Source organism: Arthrobacter sp. 1088 (assembly GCF_031455315.1).
Taxonomy (GTDB): Bacteria; Actinomycetota; Actinomycetes; order Actinomycetales; family Micrococcaceae; genus Arthrobacter.
The window spans coordinates 316,508-337,331 of sequence record NZ_JAVDSM010000002.1 but is presented as its reverse complement, the minus strand read 5'-3'; the positions used below and the strand labels follow the sequence as shown (position 1 = coordinate 337,331).

Below are 20,824 nucleotides of genomic sequence, written 5' to 3'. Positions count from 1 at the left end.
ACAACAACGTGCAGCGAAAGAAGGAATCATGGAAACCCTCACCGTAGACCAACGCATGGAAGCACTGCTCAACGAACTGAGCTTGGAGGAAAAGATCCAGCTCCTGACGGGCCGGGATTTTTGGACGACATGGCCGATGGAGAAAATCGGCCTGCGCCGGATCCTGGTTTCGGATGGTCCGACGGGTGTGCGGGGTGAGGCGTGGGATGAGCGGCAGCCGTCGGTGAATTTCCCGTCCGCGACGGCCATCAGCTCCACCTGGGACCCTGCCATGGCTGACCGTCTAGGTGCCGCCTCGGCGGTGGAGGCGCGGCGCAAGGGCGTCGACGTCGTTCTTGGCCCGACGATCAATCTGCACCGTTCCCCGCTGGGCGGCCGGCACTTCGAGGCTTTCAGTGAGGACCCCGTCCTGACGGGTGAGCTTGCCGCGGCGTATGTGAACGGGGTACAGCGCAACGGCGTGGGCGCCACACCGAAGCACTACGTAGCCAACGATTCCGAAACCGACCGGTTCACCGTTGACGTGCAGGTGGACGAGCGGCCGCTGCGCGAGCTGTACCTGCTGGCGTTCGAGAAAGCCATTGTTGAATCCCGTGCGTGGCTGGTGATGAGCGCGTACAACTCCATCAACGGCACAACCGCCACCGAAAACAACCTGCTGGAGACCCCGCTGAACAGCGAATGGGGCTTCGACGGGGTGGTGATCAGTGACTGGACCGCGGTCCGCAGCGTTGATGCCGCGAAGGCTTCCCAGGACCTGGTCATGCCGGGACCGGATGGGCCGTGGGGTGGGGCGCTCGTGGCCGCAGTCCAGGCAGGGGAGATCCCGGAAGCAAGCATTGACCGGAAGGTGCTGCGGATCCTGCAGCTCGCCGCGAGGGTCGGCGCGCTGGAAGGGTTCGAACCCGTTCAGGCAGAACCCGTGGACCAGGAAGACCTTGTCGCCTTCACCCGGGAAGCCTCGGCCGCCGGCACGGTGATGGTGAAGAACGACGGCGTGCTGCCGCTGGACCGTGCCGCGACGGGCACGGTGGCGGTGATCGGGCACAACGCCAGGCACGCCAGGACCCAGGGCGGCGGCTCGGCCACGGTCCTGCCCGAGAAGGTCGTCTCACCGCTGGACGGCATCCGGGCCGCCTTTGGAGCCGATAACGTCACTTACAGCATCGGTGCCATCGTGCAGGAAGGGGTCGCCGAACTGCCTCTGGACCAGCTGACCAACCCGGCCACCGGCGAGCCGGGGCTGCGGGTGAGCTTCCTCGACAGTTCCGGGGCTGAGCTGTTCACCGAGGACCGCCGCTCCACGGCCCTGGTCTGGTTCGGCGGCGACGCCCCGGTGAAGGAGTCCTCCGCGGTGCGGCTGCACACGATCTATACCCCGGATGAAACCGGCACCGTCCGACTGGGCGCCGCGACCGTGGGTAAGACGCGGCTCTACGTCAACGACGTTCTTGTCCACGAAGGGGACATTGAGGTGGAGGGCAAGGACATTGCCGAATCCTTCCTCGCCCCACCCTCCTCAACCACCGAAATCGCAGTGGAAGCCGGTGTTCCCCTGGACGTCCGCGTCGACCTGGACACCGCGGAACGCTCCGGGCCTCTAGACAATGCCCTCAGCGTCACCCTAGGCACCGAGCCCGCCGACGCGGACCCTGAAATGCTGATCACTGAAGCAGCCAAGGCCGCCCGGAAAGCCGACGTCGCCGTCGTCGTCGTCGGGACCAATGCCCGGGTGGAATCCGAAGGTTACGACCGCACCACCTTGGACCTGCCCGGCCTGCAGGACCGGCTGGTCCACGCCGTCGCCGCCGCGAACCCCCGCACGATTGTCATCGTCAACGCCGGGTCCCCGGTCATTATGCCGTGGCGGCACGAGGTCGCCGCGATCCTGATCGGCTACTTCGGCGGCCAGGAATTCGGCAACGCCCTCACCGACATCCTCACCGGCACCGTCGAACCAGGCGGGCGCTTGCCCACCACCTGGCCTGCCACCCAAGGCAGCGTCCCGGTCCTTAACACCACACCCGACGCCGACGGGAAGCTCCGGTACGACGAAGGCATCCACATCGGCTACCGCGCATGGCTCAAGACCGGGGCTACTCCAGCCTACGAATTCGGCTACGGCCTCGGCTACACCACTTGGACCCTGGACACCGTCGACGGACCCGACGGCCCCCTCACCCCGGGCGAGGCCATCCCGGTCAGCGTCACCCTCACCAACAAAGGCGAACGGAGCGGCAAGCAGGTGGTCCAGATTTACGCCGAAAAGAAGGACTCCGCCGTCGAGCGCCCGGTCCGCTGGCTCATTGCCTCCACACCCGTCTGGGCCCAACCCGGCGAAACTGTAACCGCGACTCTGGAGGTCCCCACCCGTCTGCTGGCGTACTGGGACAACGGATGGACTTACGAACCTGGCGAATACACCCTCAGGATCGGCACCTCCGTCTCAGAGCTTCCAATCACCAGGGTTGTTCGGCTCACCCAGCCAGAGCACTGATAAGCGACAGCCCCCAGGATCAGCACCAAACGTACGAAAGGAAGAACGATGTCGAGGACGAACATCATCTTCATCATGTCCGATGACCACGCCGCCCACGCCATTTCGGCATACGGCAGCCGGGTGAACCAAACGCCGCACCTTGACCGCATCGCCCAAGGAGGCATGCGCATGGATGCCGTCTTCTGCACCAACTCGATCTGCAGTCCCTCCCGGGCGTCTATCCTCACAGGGACCTACAGCCATATCAACGGCGTATCCTCCATCTGGACCGAGATGGACTACCGGGTACCCACATTCGTGGACGTACTCCACGAACAGGGCTACAAGACTGCCCTTTTCGGGAAATGGCACTTGGGTGAGCACGGGAAGTCCTTGCCGCGCGGATTCGATGCCTGGAAGATCTTTCCTGGACAGGGTGACTACCTCAATCCGGAGATGATCGACGAGACGGGCAGCGCGACCGTTCCCGGCTATGCGACGAACATCGTCACCGACCTCTCCATCAATTGGCTGGATGGACTCACGGGGGAGGAGCCTTTCTGCATGCTCGTCCACCACAAAGCACCGCACCGCCCCTGGATCCCCGACGAGAAACACAAGCACCTCTACGCTGACGGGAAGATCCCGGAGCCCGAAACATTCTTTGATGACTACGCCACCCGCAGCCAAGCTGTACGGAACGTCCACATGACCATTGCCGACGACATGGGTGCCGAGGACCTCAAGTCTGAGGTCCCGGAGGAACTCCGCGGACCTGAGAACAGGGAAGCGCGCATGCGGTGGAAGTACCAGATCTACATGCGCGACTACCTGCAGTGCATCCAATCCATCGACGACAACGTCGGTCGGCTTCTCGATTACCTCGATGAGCGCGGACTGTCCGAGAACACCCTCGTCGTCTACACATCCGATCAGGGCTTCTTCCTCGGTGACCACGGCTGGTTCGACAAGCGGCTGATGTTTGACCAGTCCCTGCAGATGCCGATGCTGATGAAATGGCCCGCCGAAATCTCTGCCGGCAGCCGTTGCGAGGCAATCATCACAAACGTCGATTTCGCCGCCACCTTTTTGGACATCGCCGGAATCAAGGCAGACGAGGCACTTCCCACATCGCAGGGCAGGAGCTTCCGGCCTCTCCTGCGGGGTGAGGAGATCGACGATTGGCCAGACGCGGCGTATTACCGGTACTGGGAGCACGACGATCCTATTCACTCAGCACCAGGCCACTACGGCATCCGGACCTCCGATTACAAGCTGATCCACTACTACAACGCCGGGCTGGACGTCCCCGGGGCCTCTGATCGTGTCTTTGAGGCTGAATGGGAACTGTACGACCTCAGAAGCGACCCCACCGAAGTCCGTAATGTAGCCGATGACCCCAGCTACCGCTCCGTCAGAGCCGAGCTCGAACAGAAACTAGCCGGGTACCAGCATCATTACCGGGACGAACCCTACGCGGGTCCGGGCACACCTCACCCGGAATGGGGACCGCACGATGCAGACACCCTGGAACGAGTCGAAACATATGTCCAGGCTCTTCGGGCATCCAGCTAGGACGCGATAGGTGGCGGACTGTCCAGCACAAGCCGGGCAGCCCCGTACCCGTTGCAGCTCCGCTTGTCGCGCGGCACCTCTGGTTGTCGCACCGCACCTCTGGTTGTCGTAATGGCCCGGATCACGCGTCAACGTTAGGAACACCCATGACCATGAGCAAGCGGCCCGCTGCCGCTCCCGCAGACACGCCCGCCGTCACTGTGCTGAGTGCCCTGCGCTGGGCCGCCGTCATCCTCGCATACGGCCGGCGGGAGCGGGCCCGCAGATTCCTTGCGCTGGTCCGCCCACGGGAACGGGACCTGGACGACGGGAACACCAGGCCCTGAGAGCCCCGGAACGACCCGTTGCAAGGAAGCGCCCGGGTTTACGGCAGACTCAAAGAGGCTGGCGTCAGTACACCAGGCCCGGAGATATTCGTGCGCTCGGCACCTCTGGACCTGTCGTCAATATTGGAGTTAACATAATTAACATGAATGTTGGCGGGGGTACAGCCCGGCGCTACGACAACCGGAAACGGGCGTCAAACGCCGCTGACACGGGGCGCCGGATCCTTGAGGCGACACGGGAGCTCTTCATGGAAAGACCGCTCTCGGAGATCACCTTGATCGCGGTGGCTGATCGTGCCGGAGTCACCGTGCAGACCGTCATCCGTCGCTTCGGCGACCGCAGTGGGCTCATCGATGCAGCGGTCGAACACACCGCTGCGCAGGTGATGGCCCAGCGCGATGCTGCGCCTGCCGGCAACGTCCCCGGCGCCATCGAGAACCTGCTCGAACACTATGAGACCACGGGCGCTCTCGCCTTGAAGATGCTGTCCGAGGAGGGAACCTCAGCGGCCGTGGCGGACATGACTGAAACGGGCAGACGACTGCACCGCCTGTGGTGCGAGCGGGTTTTCGCCCCGTTCCTTGAGGATGATTTTCTCCCGGACGGGGCGGAACGGGGCCGCCGTCTTGCCCAGTTCGTCGCTCTTTGTGACGTCTACACCTGGAAGCTGCTCCGGCTGGACGCTGGCCTGACCCGTGACCAGGTGGCCCTTTCCTTAATCGAAATGCTTGAGCCCTTCACCCGGAGGCCATAATGTCCACCGTTCTCGCCTACACCTCGCCCGCCATTGGCCATCTTTTTCCCATGGTCCCACTGTTACTGGAACTGAAGGCCCGGGGACATGAGGTCCACGTGCGGACTATTCCCCAACAGCTAACGGCCCTTCGCGGCGCCGGCTTCCAGGCCGAATCCGTCGACCCGCGCCTCCTTGAGATCAGGCACCGGGACTATCTGGCGAAATCGATCAAGGATGGGCTGACCGCGAGCACTGAGACCTTCACGGCGCGTGCCCGCTTCGACGCCCCTGACCTTCGCCGCGCCATCGGCGATACCAGTCCGGATCTGATGCTCGTGGACATCAATGCGTGGGGCGCACGTATCGTGGCTGAGGATCTCGGGCTCCCGTGGGCCAGCTTCTGCCCCTACACACCGCCACTGACGTCCCGCGGAACCCCGCCGTTCGGACCCGGGCTGGATCCGATGCCAGGTCCAGTGGGAAGGCTCCGGGACGCGCTCATCCGACCCCTGGTGACTGGCGCCGTCGAAAAGCTGATGATGCCCGGGATCAACAGGGCCCGGGCTGAAATCTCCGGCGGTAAACTGCCGCCGTCGCGGAACGTGGATGACTTCTTCCTGACCGCGCCGCTCCTCCTCGTTACCAGTGCCGAGCCGTTTGAATACCCGCACCCGGACTGGGGACAGCGCGTCCGGATGATCGGGGCGCTGTCATGGGACCCGCCCTTCTCTCCGCCAGCTTGGCTTGAGAACGCCGTGGACCCGGTCATCCTGGTGACCACCTCGTCCGAGTACCAGGCCGACGAGGATTTGGTCCGCGCAGCATTGCAGGGCATGGCCAACGAGCCCTTCACTGTCGTTGCCACGCTGCCTGCGGAGGGGAACGGATTGGCAGGAGACCAGCGGTCCGCCGGACCGGTGGATTTTGGACCCCTTCCTGCCAATGCCCGGCTGGAACGGTTCGTGCCCCATTCGGAGGTGTTGGAGCGCGCTGCGGTTGCCATCACCCATGGCGGTATGGGAGCCACCCAAAAGGCACTGTCCAAGGGTGTTCCGGTGGTGGTGGTTCCGTTCGGCCGCGATCAGCATGAGGTTGCGGCCCGGGTGGTGGCCGCCGACGCGGGTGTGCGGCTCAGCAGGAAGAAGCTCACTGCGGAGAAGCTTCGCGCCGCAGTTCACGAAGCCCTCACAAAGAAGGAAGGAGCCCGGCGGGTCGCTGCTGGCTATGCCGCCGCCGGGGGTGCGGCGGCTGGAGCCGATGCACTCGAAGAGCTGCTCCGGATTCCCCACGCCTAAGGCCGGCGGCAGTGGTGAACGTCTGAACCGCCAGCGGTGGCCATGGCAGGCTTCTGCGGCGCTGACCGCTGCTGTGGCCTCTGCCGTGAAACTGCCAACTCGGGGGTTCCCTGTCTATTGCCGAGCGAGCCCTAGGGTATTTGGATTCATCGAGTGGCCCTGACCAGCAGGACCGCCTGCTGCATCAGTCGCATTGTTTGCCGGGAGGGACGCAACGTTGGGTCAGTTTCGCGCACTGCCCGAAAGAGGTCTATTGCGGTGCTGGAGTCGGATAGGACGGGATCCCACCGCCAAACCACGGGGCATCAAAAGTTCCAACTATGGTCATTCCGTCACTGAGGTAGACAGGAATTTCTCTTGGCGGCATCGGCTCATTCTTTGCTGCCTCTTCCGGGCTGCCGGGCATCTTTCCGTTGTAGAGGTCTCTGGAGTACACATACCCGTGACTGCCGTTGGTGGCCAGCACCGCGATCAAATCCGGGGTTCCGTTCTCTTGGCTCTCCACACCGAAAGTGTCCCCCCTGTCATTGACGCCCAGCTCCGTTCGGATCTGGTTGACATACCTAGCCGTTACCTTCCACCGACTGTCGGGTTCGGTCTTGATGGTCACTTCATGCTGCCCAGGCGCGATCTTCAGTGTGTATCGTGACCAATTGCCCGGCGTGGACGACGCATCAGCATCCGAACACATGCTGCTGGCACCGTCCTGGAACTCAAAACGCCCGGCCGTGAGGCAGCTAAGTTCGATTTCTATGGCGGTAGTTCCTTGAGGCGGGGTTCCGAGATCCAGCGTCGCGGTCCCTGTGTATGTCTCGCTTATCTCAGGGGCGAGTGTCGTTACTTTCTCGGTTCCAGGGACCTCAAACAGTCCAGCGGCACTGGCGCTGATTCCGCTGAGCGCTCCGATCCCTGCAAGTGCAGCGGTCCCCACCCAGACACGTCCCTTTCTGCGTCGCGCCGGGGAGGTGCCATCGGCCAGTCGAACCAGCTCCGCACGTAGAGCATCGCTAAAGCGGTCATCTACCTTCACAGGGCTCACGATCGTTTTCCTTCCAGGAGAACCGGTCCGTTGGTCTGTTCTGCCTTGGTTTGAAGTGCTGTGGAATCCATAAGCACTGCCTTCATCCGTTCACGCGCACGATGGAGTCTCGTCTTGGCCGCGCCAGGCTTAAGGTCCAGCAAGTTCGCGGCCGCAGCTATGGTGTACCCCTCAAAGACGACCAGAGATACAAGTCTGAGATCCCCTAAGCTCAGCACTCGCAAGGCTCCTTCCAGCTTCGGGTCTAACGTAGCCAAGGGATCCAGCACAGTGTGAGGATCCGGCGCGAGAGCCGTTGACGGCGTCCTCGGCAAGGATTCCAGCAGCCGTCGGTATCGGCGCGTCGCGCGGGTGCTGTTGCGAGCCAGGTTCGTGGTCGTGACAAGAAGCCAGGGCGCGATTGTTCCCTCGACGATTCTGACTTTGGACTTTAGCCTCCAGAGCTCTAGAAAGGCTGCGGCCATAACATCCTCCGCGTCGTGATGGTCGCCAATCAACCGGTATGCATGTTGCAGGACGCGATCGCTGTGCTTGTCATACAAAGCCCCGAAGGCTTGGCCGTCGCCTTCCAGGCTCCGCGCCCATAGCGCTTCTTCGTCCGCTTCAACATTCCCCATACTTACCAATGTCCGCTGAGGTCCAAAAGGTTACATATAACCGAAAAAAGCTTCATTGACTTGTGTGCCAGAGGGAGCCCGTGGATGTCACAGCCACTCGACATCCAAGCGAGGATGGTGATGAGAATGATTGCGAGGAATTTTACGGGGCTCCGCATGCTGATATCCGGCCTCTCAGGTCCTTAGTCCATACCAAACGGCACCAGGGGTCGTGATCCCTCAGTCATTGTCAGATGTTTCTCCCTAGGTTACTTGTCCGGCATGAGGTGCTTGGTGAACCATTGCAGGGCTGCACCGGAGGTCGCTTCGAATTCGCCGAGGTAGGCGTCAAAGTGTCCCCCGGGGAAGAGCAGCAGCTCTTTGGGTTCGAGGGCGCGCTGGTAGGCCTCCAGTGCCAGATCCGTTGGTGTCACCGTGTCGCTGTCCCCGACGATCATCAGCAGAGGCGTCGGTGAGATGCGTCCGATGAAGATCCCGGGTTCGTAGGCCCGCGCCGCCCGTGTTGAGCGTATGGTGACGTTGTTCTCCCAGAGCCCGTCGGGGATGGGTTGCAGGTAGAACGATACGGCTTCCGGATCGGTGTAGCTGGCAGGGACGGACCCGTCAGAGACCAGGGCGATACGGTGCGGTTCCTCACCGGCGAGTTGTGCACGGTCATCGGCCGCGAACGAGGCCTGCAATGCTGCCAGTTTTTCCGGGCTGACCCGCCGGAGTCCTTGCTGATAGCCGCTGATGGTGGGCACTTGCGAGACGATCGCCTTCAACCGGGGTTCGGTAGCGCCCAGGACGAGTGCGTGGCCTCCCGAGTAGCTCGAGCCCCATAGGCCGATCCGATCCGGATCCACTTCCGGGCGGGACTCAAGGTAGGTGATGGCCCTGCGCCAGTCTTCGATTTGCTGCCAGGGGTTGATGTCCTGGCGCGGTGTTCCACCGCTTTCTCCGAAGCCGCGGTGGTCGTGGAAGAGCACGACGAAGCCGGCGCTGGCGAAGGCTTCGGCATAGGGGAGTGCGCCCTGTTCCTTGACTCCTCCGTATCCCATGGAAAGCGTCAGTGCCGGGTGTGGGCCATCACCTGTCGTGGGGATGTAGAGATTGCCCCGAAGCTCAACGTCGCCGTCGGCACGGAAGCCGACCCGTTCGATCGTGAATTTGCCCTGGGTTTGCGATCGCGGCGTTTGGTGCTGATCATTGGACATGGCTGACTCCTTTGTCATTGTCAGTGCAGTTACTAAATCGGGGGGGAACCCATCGTGCCGGTGCTCTACATGTATCGTTCGACCGCCGATGGTCAGGGAATAGGTCTCCTCGCGCAAGACCATCAGCACTAGGAGGCCATTAGGCCGCCGTCGACGAGCAGGATGTGTCCGGTTACAAAATCGGAGGAACGCGATGACAGGAAAATCACCGGCCCGATCAGGTCCTCCACGTCACCGATGCGCCCGAGCGGAGAGAGCCCCTCGAAGAACTTCACCTGATCCGGTTGATCCGTTATTGCTTTGATGAACGGTGTGCGTACCAGGGACGGTGCAACAGCATTGACGCGGATGTTCTGCGGCCCCCATTCAACTGCCAGCGATCGCGTCATGTTGACGACAGCACCCTTGGTGGCCTGGTAAGCCAGGTTCGGGTACCACCCCCCGGACAGCCCCAGTGCCGAGGCAGTATTGACGATCCTGCCACCTCCGCCAGTGAACATAATTGCGGCCGCGGCCCGGGCGGCAAGCATCGATCCAGTCATGTTCACCGCGATCACCAACTGCCAGTCCGCCATGCTGAGCTCAGTGGTCTTCACACGCCGGTTGACGCCGGCGTTGTTGAAGAGCACGTCGAGTTTGCCGTGCTCGTCGGCGATCCGCGCGAAACCGTCGGTTACGGATGCCTCGTTAGTGACATCGATAGCGACCGCAGTTGCGCCATGACCAACTTCCGCGGCGGCCAATTCGGCGGCCTCCTCGTTGGCATCGGTGATGATGACGGTCGCGCCCACATCGGCGTATGCCGCGGCCAAGGTTTTTCCAATGCCGCTCCCGCCGCCTGTGACGACGACGACGTCGCCGTCAAGGCGGAAGCGATCGGTTGTCTCGTTCATGGTGTAGCTTCCTTGTCGGCGGGATTTAGTTGAGGGTGTTGTCGGCCAGCGCGCGCGCCTCCCGGCGACGTGACGCGACCCCGAGCAGGATCATTGCGATCGTTCCTATGAGGAGCGGGAAGCCGATTGCAAAGAAGATCTGCCCGGTGCTCCAGCCGAGGGAGAGCATGACGCCGCCGACAATGCCGCTGACAATGGTGCCGACGCGACCGAATCCGTGCATCCACGAGACTCCCGTACCACGGGCCCTTGTTGGGTAGACAAGCGCGGCAAGCGCGTTGACGCCCGTGTTCGTTGCGGGGAGAAACAGTCCCCAGGCGAAGGCGGCCACAAAGAGGCCGGAGAATCCGAGTGTGAACGCCGCGACAGCCCAGATTGAGAGGGAACCGAGGCTAAACATGACACCGAGCACCCGGAAACTGCCGAGCTTGCCCATGGCGAAACCGACGAGCAGCGAGCCCACCGTGCCGCCCCAGCCGTACATTGCGACGATCACGCCGGCATCTGCAGCGGTCAGCCCGTAGGCATTGATGATGAGGGGCAAGTAGTTGACGAGGAGGTACGTGACCGAAAGCCCAATAAAGTAGCAGACCCATAGCAGGATGCTTGAGGCCAGGAACTGCTTGGACAGCACGACTCGGACGCCGCCCTCCCGTACAGGCTCGGCGCGATCGATGCCGAGGTTGATTTTCTCAACGTCAGCCGATGGCGAAATTGCCTGGAGAGTGTGCTTGACCATCTCGGGGGAGCGTTCCTTGAGCGCCAGGAAGGTAACCGACTCCGGGATTTTCCACGCGAGCAAGGGGATGATCGCGAGCGAGAGTATGCCTGCAGTGACCAGGAGCGCCTGCCATCCGAGGGTCGGAACGATTGCTGCTGCCAAGTAGCCGCACAAGATCACACCGAAAGTGAATCCGGAGAAGGCGATGGTAATGAGAGTGGAACGTCGCGCCGCCGGCATAAACTCGGCTACGAGAGTGACGATTGTAGGCAGGACGGCGCCGAGGCCAAGACACGCCAACAAGCGGGTGGCGCCAACCATCTCAACAGTTTGCGAGGCGGCACCGAGAAGCGTGAAGACTGTGAACCACGCGGTCCCCACCAAGATGATTGTCCGTCGTCCGAAGCGGTCGGCGAGGGGGCCACCGAGTATGGCGCCAACGGCCATACCCACTACACCGAGAGTAACCACTGCGGTAATCGCGGCAAGGGGCGTCCCCCATTTGGCCACGATCTGCGGAAAGACGAAACTCCACGCCTGGACATCGATGCCGTCGAGGGTGATCACCAGGAACGCAAGGACCACGATGGACCAGCGTCTTCTTCCTACGGGTTGCGAGTCGAGGAAACCCTGGATGTTCGTTTTCGCGGAGGTCGTATCAGTGGTCGCCACGATCGGCGAGGTTTTGTCAGAAGTAGCCACGATCGGCCTTTCTTGGGATCAGCATTGACCCGGTAGATGAGTGTGAGGGAACGTCTAGTTCGTAGGTGACATGCACTGCGGATCTCTTAGAGAATCGAACGACCGCCGTCGATCACGAGTGTTTGACCGGTGATGTAGGAGCCGGCCGGCGAGGCGAACAGCAGGACAGCACCCACCACCTCTTCCGGTTCTGCGATGCGCCCGAGGGCCGTCTTGCGCGCGGCTGCGTCGCCGCGTTGGTCGTCGTCCCAGACGGGAGCGGCGAATGGTGTGCGCACGATCGAGGGAGCAATGCTGTTGATTCGGATGCCGCGGCTGCCCCATTCCGCCGCGATGCTTCGAACGAAGGCGTCCGTGGCTGCCTTGCCTGCGCCGTACGCGCCGAGCGAAATGCTGGCGCGAACTGAGGCAATGCTTGAAGTTGCGACTATGGACCCGCCACCGTTGTTCGACATCATCGGCAGGAAGCCACGCATCAGCTCGAAGTTGTTGAGAACCCCGCTGAAGAGGCGGTCGAGTTCCTCGCGGGTAGTCTGTTCGATCGGGCCCATTGGCGCAAATGGCGTGGCATGCGCAATCAGGATGTCGATGGGCCCGAATTCGTCGGTGACGGCCGCTGGGAACGAGCGCACGTTATCCGAACTCGAGAGGTCGCATGTTGTGCCCGAAACCTCGATACCGTCGCTGGCCAGCATCTCGACTGTGCTACTAACATCGTCCGCGTCGAAGCTTGAGATGATGGTGTCTGCCCCGTGCAGTGCAAAGGCTCGAGCGACAGCAAGTCCCATGCCGGAAGTTGCCCCCGTGATCACGGCGCGCTTGCCGCGGAGTTCAAAGGGGCTTCCGGGCGCAGTGGCCACCTGGTGCATTGAGGGCATGGGCTCGGAGAGTTCCTGTTGTCGTTGAGGGAATAGAGCGGCGTGATGGCCGCTCGCGATGGCTGAGTATCCATTGCCACTGGATGTCGTAGGTGTTGTGGAAGTCTCCATTGAATTCCAGTCCTGTCTAATTAGAGGAGAAATGATAGAAAGGGGTTTCGGATGACGTGCCAGGGCGGCCCCGATGACCTCGTTGCATTCGCCAATGCGTCCGACGGGGACCTTTCTGCTGGGCCGGCCCAGGCATCAAAGCCCTTGGCAATGGCCAGTCCCTTACCCGGCGTCGTGTCCGGTGACCAAAACTCTTCCCCGACGTTCGAAGGGGGAATGGATCACTTCATGCCGCCGTTGTCCTGGTCCCTGAGAAACTTCAGGACATGTTCGCTGAAGGTTTCCGGGTACTGGAAGAGTGAGGCGTGTCCGGAGTCGGGGTAGATGATCAACTGGGCGTTGGGAATGCGCTGGGCCATTAGGAAGGAGTTCGGGGTGGGCACCATGACGTCATTGGAACCATTGACGACCAGGACCGGGTGCTGGATGTTCGCCAGCTCCGGCAAGGTGGAGCCGTTGCCTTCCCACCAGTCAACGATGGCGGCGCGCTGTTTTGCGCCGGCCTCCGCAGTTACATTGGCGCGCTCGGGACGCTCGGGAGTGTAAATGCGGTCCATGTAGGCGCGGGTTGCGGCTCTGCCGGTCCCTTTACCGTTGAACCACAATGCCTGGAAGGTGAGTTCCGGGTCTCGTACTGCATTCACCCAGTGTTCAACCTCCGGCCCGGGGTAGGTGGCTCCTTCGCCGCCACCAGGACCCGTACCTACGAGGATGATGTTCCGGACCAGCTCCGGCTCGGTCAGGGCGATGCGCTGGGCGATGTACCCGCCCATCGAGAAGCCAAGCAGGTCCGCCTTCTCAACACCAAGGGACTTGATGAACTCGATGGCAGTCTTGGCCATCTCGGTAATGTTGGCCCCAACCTCACCGTCGCTGAAGCCCACGCCGGCGTTGTCGAAGGTGACCACGCGGCGATCCTGGGAGAGCAGTTCGATGACAGTGGGATCCCAGTCGTCGATGCTTCCGCGGAACCGGCTGAACAAAACCAGCGGAACGCCGGATTGGTCTCCGAATTCGCGGTATGCCAGCCCAGTGCCGTCAACGTCGACAGAGCGCACAGGGGTAGCAAGGTACAGAGAGGACATGCCTTTCCTTTCAGATTGGGAATGCAGGGGCAATGCCCGACAGCCGCAATGACTACATTCTCGGTAGTTACTTCGGAAGTCACTACGTTTTCAGTAGTCGATGGTGACGCGTGCAACATTATTCCGTGGCAGCGTGGCTGTCAACGATTGGATTCAGCATCCCATCCGCGAACTTTCTTACCTTTCCACCCAGGGCATCGAAAGGTCGATGTCGGAAACCAGATTGCCGCCGCCGAAGCTCATGTTCTCCAGCGGAATGGCATGCATAAGCAGAGTTACATCGTCCTGGTCGACGCCCACGCGTTCCACTGCGTAGCGGGTGACCAACTCGGCGAGCCTGCGCTTCTGCTCGATAGTCCTGCTGTCACCGAAGGTTACGGTCACGATCAGGCGCCGGTCGGACCTTTTTTGGGCCGGGAATGTTGGGTGGATGAAGAGCTCATCCACGCCATGCTCGCTGATGACGACAAAACGATCATCCATGGGCGTTTCCATCGCTTCATGAAGCGCAAGATTCAAGGCATCGGCAAGAGCACGCTTCTCCTCGCTTGAGAATTTTTGAGCTGGAATATACGCGTGAAATATGGGCATAAAACTTTCCTTTGTAGTTGCTGGGCTTGAACAGCGTTCGAAGTGGAACTTCCAGCGAATCGAATCAACAATCGCCGGGAACATGGCCTGAAGGCCAATCGCGGCCGAGTCGCGAAGGGGAATGTAGCAAACGCGATGGCCTCCGGATCTCACTTACTCCATTTTCGATAGTTACTCGGAGGGTTGCTACGTTTTCAGTAGTAAGTGGTGATGGCAGCTACGTTATTCCGTCACAGTGCGCCTGTCAACCCCTCACGTTGACTCACGGAAAAGGTCCTCGGCGGGGCATAGGTTGCCTCGTTGAAAAGGCCCGGTTGGGGCTGTTCGTGGACATCCTTGGCAATGGAGGTGCGACGCGTGCGGGCCCGGCCCGCTCTCGCACCGTTTTGTGGCGCGGGTCGTTGAGTTGGTCGCGTGTTGGACCGTTCTGCTGGCGCCGGCCAGCAAACGGCTGGCGCCGACGGCTGCCTGAGTTGGTGCCGACGCCCCGGCTCCGGCATGGTGCAGACCAGACCGCCGTGAACTTCGCCGATGCGCCGGCTAACGGCTGGAGGCGCCTGACCCGACGGTTACGGGCTCGCTGAACCAGCGGGATATGACGTTCTGGGCATAGCCTGAGACCATAATGGGGTCAGCGGCATCGGGCGTGCGGGCGTGTTCGTATCCCCAGTTATCCAAAACCTTTATCAGCACCTCGAGTTCCTTGCCAGCGGACGTCAGCTTGTACTCGAACCGGGGAGGCCTTTCGTTGTACAGAGAGCGCTCGAAAATGCCCGCGTCCACCAGAGTGGCCAGCCTCTTGGACAAAACCGTGGGCGAGATGGAGAGACTCTCCAGGAATTCGTCGTAGCGGCTCTTGCCCCAGACAACGGCGTCCCGGATGATCAGCACGCTCCATTCGTCACCGATGGCTTCGAGAGCATGGGCGACGTTGCATTTCATGCCGTCAAAGCTGCTTCGGCTGCGCATTGTCACACCGCCTTTCTGGGGTTGACTCAATAACTGATCTACCGATGTAACTCCTGAGTTGATAGTTATCCTACCCGAAGGCCCGAAATTCAGTTCGGAGTGAGAGCCAGCCGCACGATGGGTCCCAGACAGGAGTGCCTGGCTTGAAGGAACCCAAGTACCGAGGGACAGTCCCGTTATTGCGTAGGAGCGTGGCGCACTATAGAGGGGCCCTGCCGCAGGGGTGGGGGAGTAGGCGTCATGACTTGTCAGCCATGACGATGATCCGTACTCCGTTCATCACGAACGAGCCCCTCATGCTTCATATTTCGACGGGTCACCCGATTGAGATTCCGGCCTTTTGGTCCAGCGCGTATCCCTGGCCTGCCAAGTATTTGAAAGCACTCCACGTTGGCGAAACCAACTGGCAGCCATACTGATGATGGGCGGCGAACGATGGCCGCCGCTTCGCTCCCGCTCGAAATACGGCGGGGCCGCCACAAGACAGACATGCCAGTTCCTGTCGGGCTGCTTTTTGTTGTTCAGGGAGAAGAACCGCGAACTCCGGGGCGGTCCATTCCGTGCCATCCAAAATGTTCTTTGCCATGTACACGGCGCCTCCTCGTGTAGTTGTCATGGACAGTTGAGCGATGTGCTGCGGCCCAGGTGAGTCGGGCCCCGCCAACGTAACGGTGCTTTCAAAGCACGTGACGGTGGCGGGGCTGGCCCTTTGCTCCGGGTTGCAGGTGCAGTGCAGGCTTCAGGATTTGGAGCTTGGTCGTCCAGGGATATGGCTAAGAATAGATTTGGTGAAGCCACCGTCGACACAAATGTCTTGCCCGGTGACGTAGCCCGCCAGAGGGCTTACGAGAAACTCGATCACGTTGGCAATGTCCATGGGATCTCCAATTCGTGCCAAGGGGATGATGTTTTCCCTGGCCTTCTTGATTTGGGGATCGGCGTACATTTTTTCGGTCATCCGTGTGTGAGTCATTCCGGGCGAGACCACATTGACGCGAATTCCTTCAGGCGCCCATTCCAACGCGAGAGTTTGGGCCAGCATCGTCAACGCGGCCTTACTGGGGCTATAAGCACCTGATCCTGCGTGTGGTATCTGGCCAGACATTGAAGAGGTAAAGCAGGCGGATCCGCGGCTCTGCTTCAAATGCGGGTGGCTTGCTTTGGCAAGAAGCCACGGTCCGCGAAGGTTGACGGAGAACATTTCGTCCCAGTCCTCGATTGTCACGTCACAGATAGCACCAGGATTTGCGATCCCGGCATTCGCTACCAGGGCGTCCAACCCACCAAACTCCGCTACCGCAGCTTCCACCAATTGACTTGGTACATCCGGATCGCCGAGGTTGCCCGCCAGTGCTATCGCGGTACCGCCCATTGACTGGATCGAACGCACCACCTGGTCTTGGTTGCCGTTCGATTCGTGTCCTGCGACTGCGATCATGGGGTGTACGCCGCGGGCAAGAGCCGCCTCTGCGATTCTTAGGCAGGCAGATGCTCCTATGCCGCTGCTTCCACCACTGACCAAAGCTCTCATTAAACGTAGTCCTTATCATCGGTTCACTTGAGAAATACTTCTATTGCCTGAGAATCAAGATCTGCCCAATTTTACCGGCCACCTGATTCGCAATGTGAACTATTTCGAATTTCTAAATTCGATCTACGGGCCCGCAGGCGTCGCGATCGCCAAATCCGGGTTAATTGGCCAGTTCCCAGCCCCGATCTTTGAGGTCCTGCATCGCCTTCTTGAATTCTTGTTCGGGGTTTTCTTCGCGAATAATCTCGAGAACTACGTTGTTGACGCCGCACGTTTCGCTGACCGCCTTGCCCAGTCCGTACCAGTCAATCACTCCCGTGCCGATCGGATCATGACCCCATGTGTCAGTACCCGTATCGGAAATATGTACCAACCCAATTAGCTCGTGATGGGAGAGCAAGCTTTGTACGGGGTCTTCACCTATGTAGGCGGCGTTGGCGACGTCATAGACGATCTTGACGGCGTCGTCGTTGATTGTCTTAACGACGCCTGCCAGGTCCTGGATCGTGGGGGTGAAGCAATACGGAGTGTTTTCGAAGAGGAGTCGCGTGCCCGCCTGTTTGGCCAGCGGAATCAGGCTTTCCAGGCTCTCGTACATCCACCCGTAAGTCTTTTCAAGAGAGGGCGAAATCATAGGGCGTCGCGTGCCGGGGGAGATCACCACCTCCGGGACCTTCCAAGCTTCGGCCAGCTCAATCACTGACTTGATATGCTCGATACTCTTCCGGCGCATATTTGCCCCGGGACTGGCCAGATTGATGTCGTATCCACCGGCATTCAGCGACCTGATTTCGGCGCCGTAGCCATTGAGCCGGCTGTAGATCGCGGACCGCTCGGGGCCGGAGATTTCCTCCGGCCAGCAATGTGGAGAGCTAATTGGGACTTCAAAGGTTTTGTGCCCGTTTTCAACCAACTCGGCAATCGCATCAATTGCCGTGGATGACCACAGGTAGGAAAACGTATTGATAATCATTTGGTTCACTTGGAGAGTTCCTCTCAGTTCTGAGCCAACGTGGAACGAGCTTTTTAGATAGCACGTACTGTAAATTTCGATCCCACCCGGCAATTTGCTGCGCGAGCCGGCGGCCCGGTAAATCGGGGTCACCCGCTGATGCCTCGTCGGGCTGTGCCGGCCTTCAAAGGACAGGCGCGCCTAACGGCCAGGCCTGCCCTAGCTGGTACGCGAGGACGTGCTTGAGACCAGGTGTTCGCCTTCGAGTACCTCAGGGTCGGCAAGCGCCACGGTGGCGCGGTCACCGCGGTTTCCGGTCTCCGGCAGCGTGAAGTAGACCGCGAGGCAGATAGCGACGACGACGATCATGTAGACCGCGACAAGCATTGGCTGCCCGGCGCCGACGAATGCGGCCGCAATCAGCGGAGCGGTACCCCCGAAGACGGCAATCACGATCTGGTGTGCGAAGCCGATGCCCGATACGCGGACGGAGGCGGGGAACAGCTCGGCCTGAATGGTCGGATAGACCGACTGCCAGATGCCGAGAACAACCCATCCGGATGCCGATACGAGGACGTAAACGCCGAAGCCCGGCTGGTTCAGGAGAAGGAGCAAGGGGTAGAAGAGGACGATCATGCCGATGGCGCCGATGATCGGAAAGATCTTGCGTCGGCCGAGACGGTCGGAAAGCGCGCCGCATGCCGGCACGATGATAACCAGCAAGGCCAGCCCGATAACACTGCCGGCCAGTGTGGAAGCGAGGTCCCGGCCGGAGGTCAGCTTGGCGTAGGTGGGGAGGAACGTGGCCCAGGTGTAGTAGGCCACGGCCGGAGCAGAGAGCGCTGCTGCCTGCAGCAGCGCCTTGGGGTGTTCGCGAAGCAGGTCCATCAGGCGCGCAGCTGAGGACTTTTGATCGACAAGGCTCCCTGCTTCAAATTCAGGGGTTTCTTCCGCGCGGGACCGCAGGATGAGGCCTACGATGCCGAGGATGCCTCCAATGACGAAGGGGATGCGCCAGCCCCACGCGGCAAGGTCTGCCGGTGTAAAGGATGATGTGACCATTGCAGCGGCCCCTGTTGCCGCGAGGGTCGCCAGACCGCTTGCCATGTTGGTGAACGAACCGAACAGGCCCCTCCGGCGCGCGGGAGCGTGTTCAACCATGAATGCGATGGCGCTCTGTCCCTCGCTGCCGGCCGAGATTCCCTGGAGGATGCGTGCAACCAGGAAGAGTACAGGCGCTGCGTAACCGATGGTTGCAAAAGAAGGAGTGAGGCCAATGATGAGCGAGCCGAGGGCCATTCCGGAGATAGACAGTGTAAGAATGACCCGCCGGCCGAAACGATCGGCCAGTGGCGAGACGATGATTCCGCTGAGCGGGCGTACCACGAACCCGACCGCGTAGGTGAGCAGTGCTGCGATGAGGGAGGCGAAGGGGGAATCGCTGGGGAAAATCTGTGACGAGAACACGGCCGCCAGCAGTCCATAAATGTACCAGTCGTACCACTCAACGAAATGGCCGATCGTACCGGCCACCATGTTCAGTGTGCGACGAGGATGTTCAGACGCTTCGGGTCGCTCCGAAGTGCCGGGACTGTCAACGGCTTCCTTTGAGGTCTTCATTGAACTCTCCATGTTTTCACGTTTAGTGCTGTGGGTATATTGCGGGTTCCCGGACACGTCGGTGTGCGGGTTTCAGCCGGCTGTAGATTTTGTTGGCCCGTTCGATGGAATTCCAACGCCGGGCAGCCGGGCAGCGCGGTGGGCGCTGCTGGGTTTTGAAGCGGAAAGAAGCATATGCAACATCCGGAATCTCCAATGAGATCGGTTGCTGAGATCGGTTGCAGTCAACGATACGGATGCAATGTGATCATTGTCAATGTGTTTTGCCATAGCTTTGCTCGGATCCAACATGCGGTCGTTTAGGAGCAGGGCTCAATCGACGGGAAGGGGCGCCTCATTATTGAAGTCCAGGTATTCCACGCCGGACCAGGCGCACTCCAAGCGGCCATATAAGGACCAATATTCATCCCAGTGGGCAAGTTTCCACTGGTCTCGTTCCAGTCCGCGGCGGATAAGCCGAGTACGCAGAACGTCTTTAGGCACCCGTACCCGGACTACGGTGATCGTGGACGCTGGCCAGTGGAAGCTTTCTGCCGTGCGGGTCAAATAGTCAGGGTCCCCGAAATAGGCCCCAAAAGGGGCGTCGAGGACTACGGACCTGCCTAGGCGCAGGTTCACTCCCGCCACATCCATGAGTGTTTCGTATTCAAGGGGCAGCAAATTGTCGCGGTAGTAGTCGTTGGACTCCCGGTCGGTGGGATCGTGTCCGGTCGCGGCCAGGGCAAATTCGACAAATCGCCCGCTGACCCGGTCCTTGTCCAGATACGCGGCCTCATGATCCTTTGCCGTTTGCTGGGCAATGGTCGTTTTCCCCGAGCCAGCCGGTCCTATGACAATGAAGACCTGGGGAGACATTAACGGCGGGCCTCTGCTACAGCTGCGAGGAAAGCCCGGGCTGCCTCGCTGACGCGGGTAAAGTCGCCGTCCGGCTGCCATGCCTTGGTCACATAGCTCCCCACGCCGACGCCTGCCACACCCGCGGCAAACCATTCGCCCACATTGTCCAGGGTTACACCCCCAGCCGGCATGATCGGCAGGTGCGCCAGCGGTGCCAGCACTGCTTTCGCGTAGGCGACTCCGCCGGCCTCGGTGGGGAAGAGCTTGAGGATGTCGGCACCTGCCTCGGCGGACTCGACGAGCTCGGTTGGCGTGTAGGCTCCGCTGATTGTTGGCACTTGGTACCGGTTTGCTGTCCTGATCATGGCAGGGTTCAGTTGGGGGCTGACCAGGAACTCGGCGCCCGCCCGGATGCACTCGTATGCGGAGTGCTCATCAAGCACTGTCCCCGCCCCGACCGCCACGCCGCTGGGTCCGTGTTTTGCGGCCAGGTGGCGGATCACTTCAACGGCCCCCGGAATGGAAAGAGTAATTTCCAGGGCCCGGAAGCCTCCTTCGATGGCAGCTTCAGCGACCTGCTCGGCAAGTTCGGCGCTCTCCAGCCGCACGATGAGGACGGCTCCTGATTCATGGATGGTTTGCAGGGTGCGAAGTTTCTTATTCATAGCTG

Annotated in this window: 19 protein-coding genes; 5 read left to right on the top strand and 14 right to left on the bottom strand. The window is 60.9% G+C overall.

The window, feature by feature from the left end:
• Positions 1 to 28: 28 nt before the first annotated feature.
• From J2Y41_RS04460 to J2Y41_RS04440, 5 genes are all read left to right on the top strand, one after another.
• Complete coding sequence (locus J2Y41_RS04460; RefSeq protein ID WP_309926499.1) at positions 29 to 2,497, top strand: glycoside hydrolase family 3 C-terminal domain-containing protein; 2,469 nt, start codon at positions 29 to 31, stop codon at positions 2,495 to 2,497.
• A 48-nt stretch (positions 2,498 to 2,545) separates the two neighbouring features.
• Positions 2,546 to 4,054 (top strand): sulfatase, encoded by a 1,509-nt coding sequence (locus J2Y41_RS04455; protein WP_309926497.1) that lies wholly within the window; start codon positions 2,546 to 2,548, stop codon positions 4,052 to 4,054.
• A 146-nt stretch (positions 4,055 to 4,200) separates the two neighbouring features.
• Positions 4,201 to 4,380, top strand: coding sequence for a hypothetical protein (locus J2Y41_RS04450; RefSeq protein ID WP_309926494.1), 180 nt, complete (start codon positions 4,201 to 4,203; stop codon positions 4,378 to 4,380).
• A 143-nt stretch (positions 4,381 to 4,523) separates the two neighbouring features.
• Entirely contained in the window at positions 4,524 to 5,135 is a 612-nt protein-coding gene (locus J2Y41_RS04445) for a TetR/AcrR family transcriptional regulator (RefSeq protein WP_309926491.1), read from the top strand.
• Positions 5,135 to 6,412 carry a glycosyltransferase gene (locus J2Y41_RS04440; protein ID WP_309926489.1) on the top strand — a complete coding sequence of 426 codons (1,278 nt, stop codon included), beginning with the start codon at positions 5,135 to 5,137 and terminating at the stop codon, positions 6,410 to 6,412. Before J2Y41_RS04445 ends, J2Y41_RS04440 begins: the two co-directional genes overlap by 1 nt.
• A 250-nt stretch (positions 6,413 to 6,662) precedes the next feature.
• On the opposite strand, the gene J2Y41_RS04435 is transcribed toward J2Y41_RS04440, so the two are convergent.
• The 14 genes from J2Y41_RS04435 to J2Y41_RS04370 form a co-directional block, all read right to left on the bottom strand.
• Positions 6,663 to 7,451, bottom strand: a complete 789-nt coding sequence (locus J2Y41_RS04435) for a peptidase M56 family protein (protein WP_309926487.1) — start codon at positions 7,449 to 7,451, stop codon at positions 6,663 to 6,665.
• The gene (locus J2Y41_RS04430) at positions 7,448 to 8,068 is read right to left on the bottom strand and encodes an RNA polymerase sigma factor (protein ID WP_309926485.1); all 621 of its coding nucleotides are present in this window, start codon (positions 8,066 to 8,068) and stop codon (positions 7,448 to 7,450) included. The genes J2Y41_RS04435 and J2Y41_RS04430 overlap by 4 nt, the downstream gene beginning before the upstream one ends.
• 248 nt (positions 8,069 to 8,316) lie before the next feature.
• The gene (locus tag J2Y41_RS04425; protein WP_309926483.1) at positions 8,317 to 9,264 is read right to left on the bottom strand and encodes an alpha/beta hydrolase; all 948 of its coding nucleotides are present in this window, start codon (positions 9,262 to 9,264) and stop codon (positions 8,317 to 8,319) included.
• 128 nt (positions 9,265 to 9,392) lie between these two features.
• Positions 9,393 to 10,157 (bottom strand): SDR family NAD(P)-dependent oxidoreductase, encoded by a 765-nt coding sequence (locus J2Y41_RS04420; protein WP_224090030.1) that lies wholly within the window; start codon positions 10,155 to 10,157, stop codon positions 9,393 to 9,395.
• A gap of 25 nt (positions 10,158 to 10,182) precedes the next feature.
• Positions 10,183 to 11,580, bottom strand: a complete 1,398-nt coding sequence (locus J2Y41_RS04415) for an aromatic acid/H+ symport family MFS transporter (protein WP_309926480.1) — start codon at positions 11,578 to 11,580, stop codon at positions 10,183 to 10,185.
• A gap of 86 nt (positions 11,581 to 11,666) precedes the next feature.
• Positions 11,667 to 12,458 (bottom strand): SDR family oxidoreductase, encoded by a 792-nt coding sequence (locus tag J2Y41_RS04410; protein WP_309926477.1) that lies wholly within the window; start codon positions 12,456 to 12,458, stop codon positions 11,667 to 11,669.
• Between the two features lie 332 nt (positions 12,459 to 12,790).
• Positions 12,791 to 13,654: an alpha/beta hydrolase gene (locus tag J2Y41_RS04405; protein ID WP_309926475.1), complete on the bottom strand. Its 864-nt coding sequence runs from the start codon at positions 13,652 to 13,654 to the stop codon at positions 12,791 to 12,793.
• Positions 13,655 to 13,831: 177 nt separating this feature from the next.
• Positions 13,832 to 14,329 (bottom strand): tautomerase family protein, encoded by a 498-nt coding sequence (locus J2Y41_RS04400; RefSeq protein ID WP_309926473.1) that lies wholly within the window; start codon positions 14,327 to 14,329, stop codon positions 13,832 to 13,834.
• Positions 14,330 to 14,785: 456 nt separating this feature from the next.
• On the bottom strand, positions 14,786 to 15,214 hold the full coding sequence (locus tag J2Y41_RS04395; protein WP_224167393.1) for a helix-turn-helix domain-containing protein: 429 nt from the start codon (positions 15,212 to 15,214) through the stop codon (positions 14,786 to 14,788).
• Positions 15,215 to 15,953: 739 nt separating this feature from the next.
• Positions 15,954 to 16,745 carry an SDR family NAD(P)-dependent oxidoreductase gene (locus J2Y41_RS04390; RefSeq protein ID WP_224090039.1) on the bottom strand — a complete coding sequence of 264 codons (792 nt, stop codon included), beginning with the start codon at positions 16,743 to 16,745 and terminating at the stop codon, positions 15,954 to 15,956.
• Between the two features lie 160 nt (positions 16,746 to 16,905).
• A complete protein-coding gene (locus tag J2Y41_RS04385) occupies positions 16,906 to 17,718 on the bottom strand; it encodes a sugar phosphate isomerase/epimerase (protein ID WP_224090986.1) in 813 nt (270 codons plus the stop codon).
• Between the two features lie 198 nt (positions 17,719 to 17,916).
• Entirely contained in the window at positions 17,917 to 19,317 is a 1,401-nt protein-coding gene (locus J2Y41_RS04380) for an MFS transporter (RefSeq protein WP_309926471.1), read from the bottom strand.
• Positions 19,318 to 19,629: 312 nt separating this feature from the next.
• Positions 19,630 to 20,172: an AAA family ATPase gene (locus tag J2Y41_RS04375; RefSeq protein WP_309926469.1), complete on the bottom strand. Its 543-nt coding sequence runs from the start codon at positions 20,170 to 20,172 to the stop codon at positions 19,630 to 19,632.
• Positions 20,172 to 20,819, bottom strand: coding sequence for a bifunctional 4-hydroxy-2-oxoglutarate aldolase/2-dehydro-3-deoxy-phosphogluconate aldolase (locus J2Y41_RS04370; protein ID WP_224090041.1), 648 nt, complete (start codon positions 20,817 to 20,819; stop codon positions 20,172 to 20,174). The genes J2Y41_RS04375 and J2Y41_RS04370 overlap by 1 nt, the downstream gene beginning before the upstream one ends.
• Between the last annotated feature and the right edge of the window lie 5 nt (positions 20,820 to 20,824).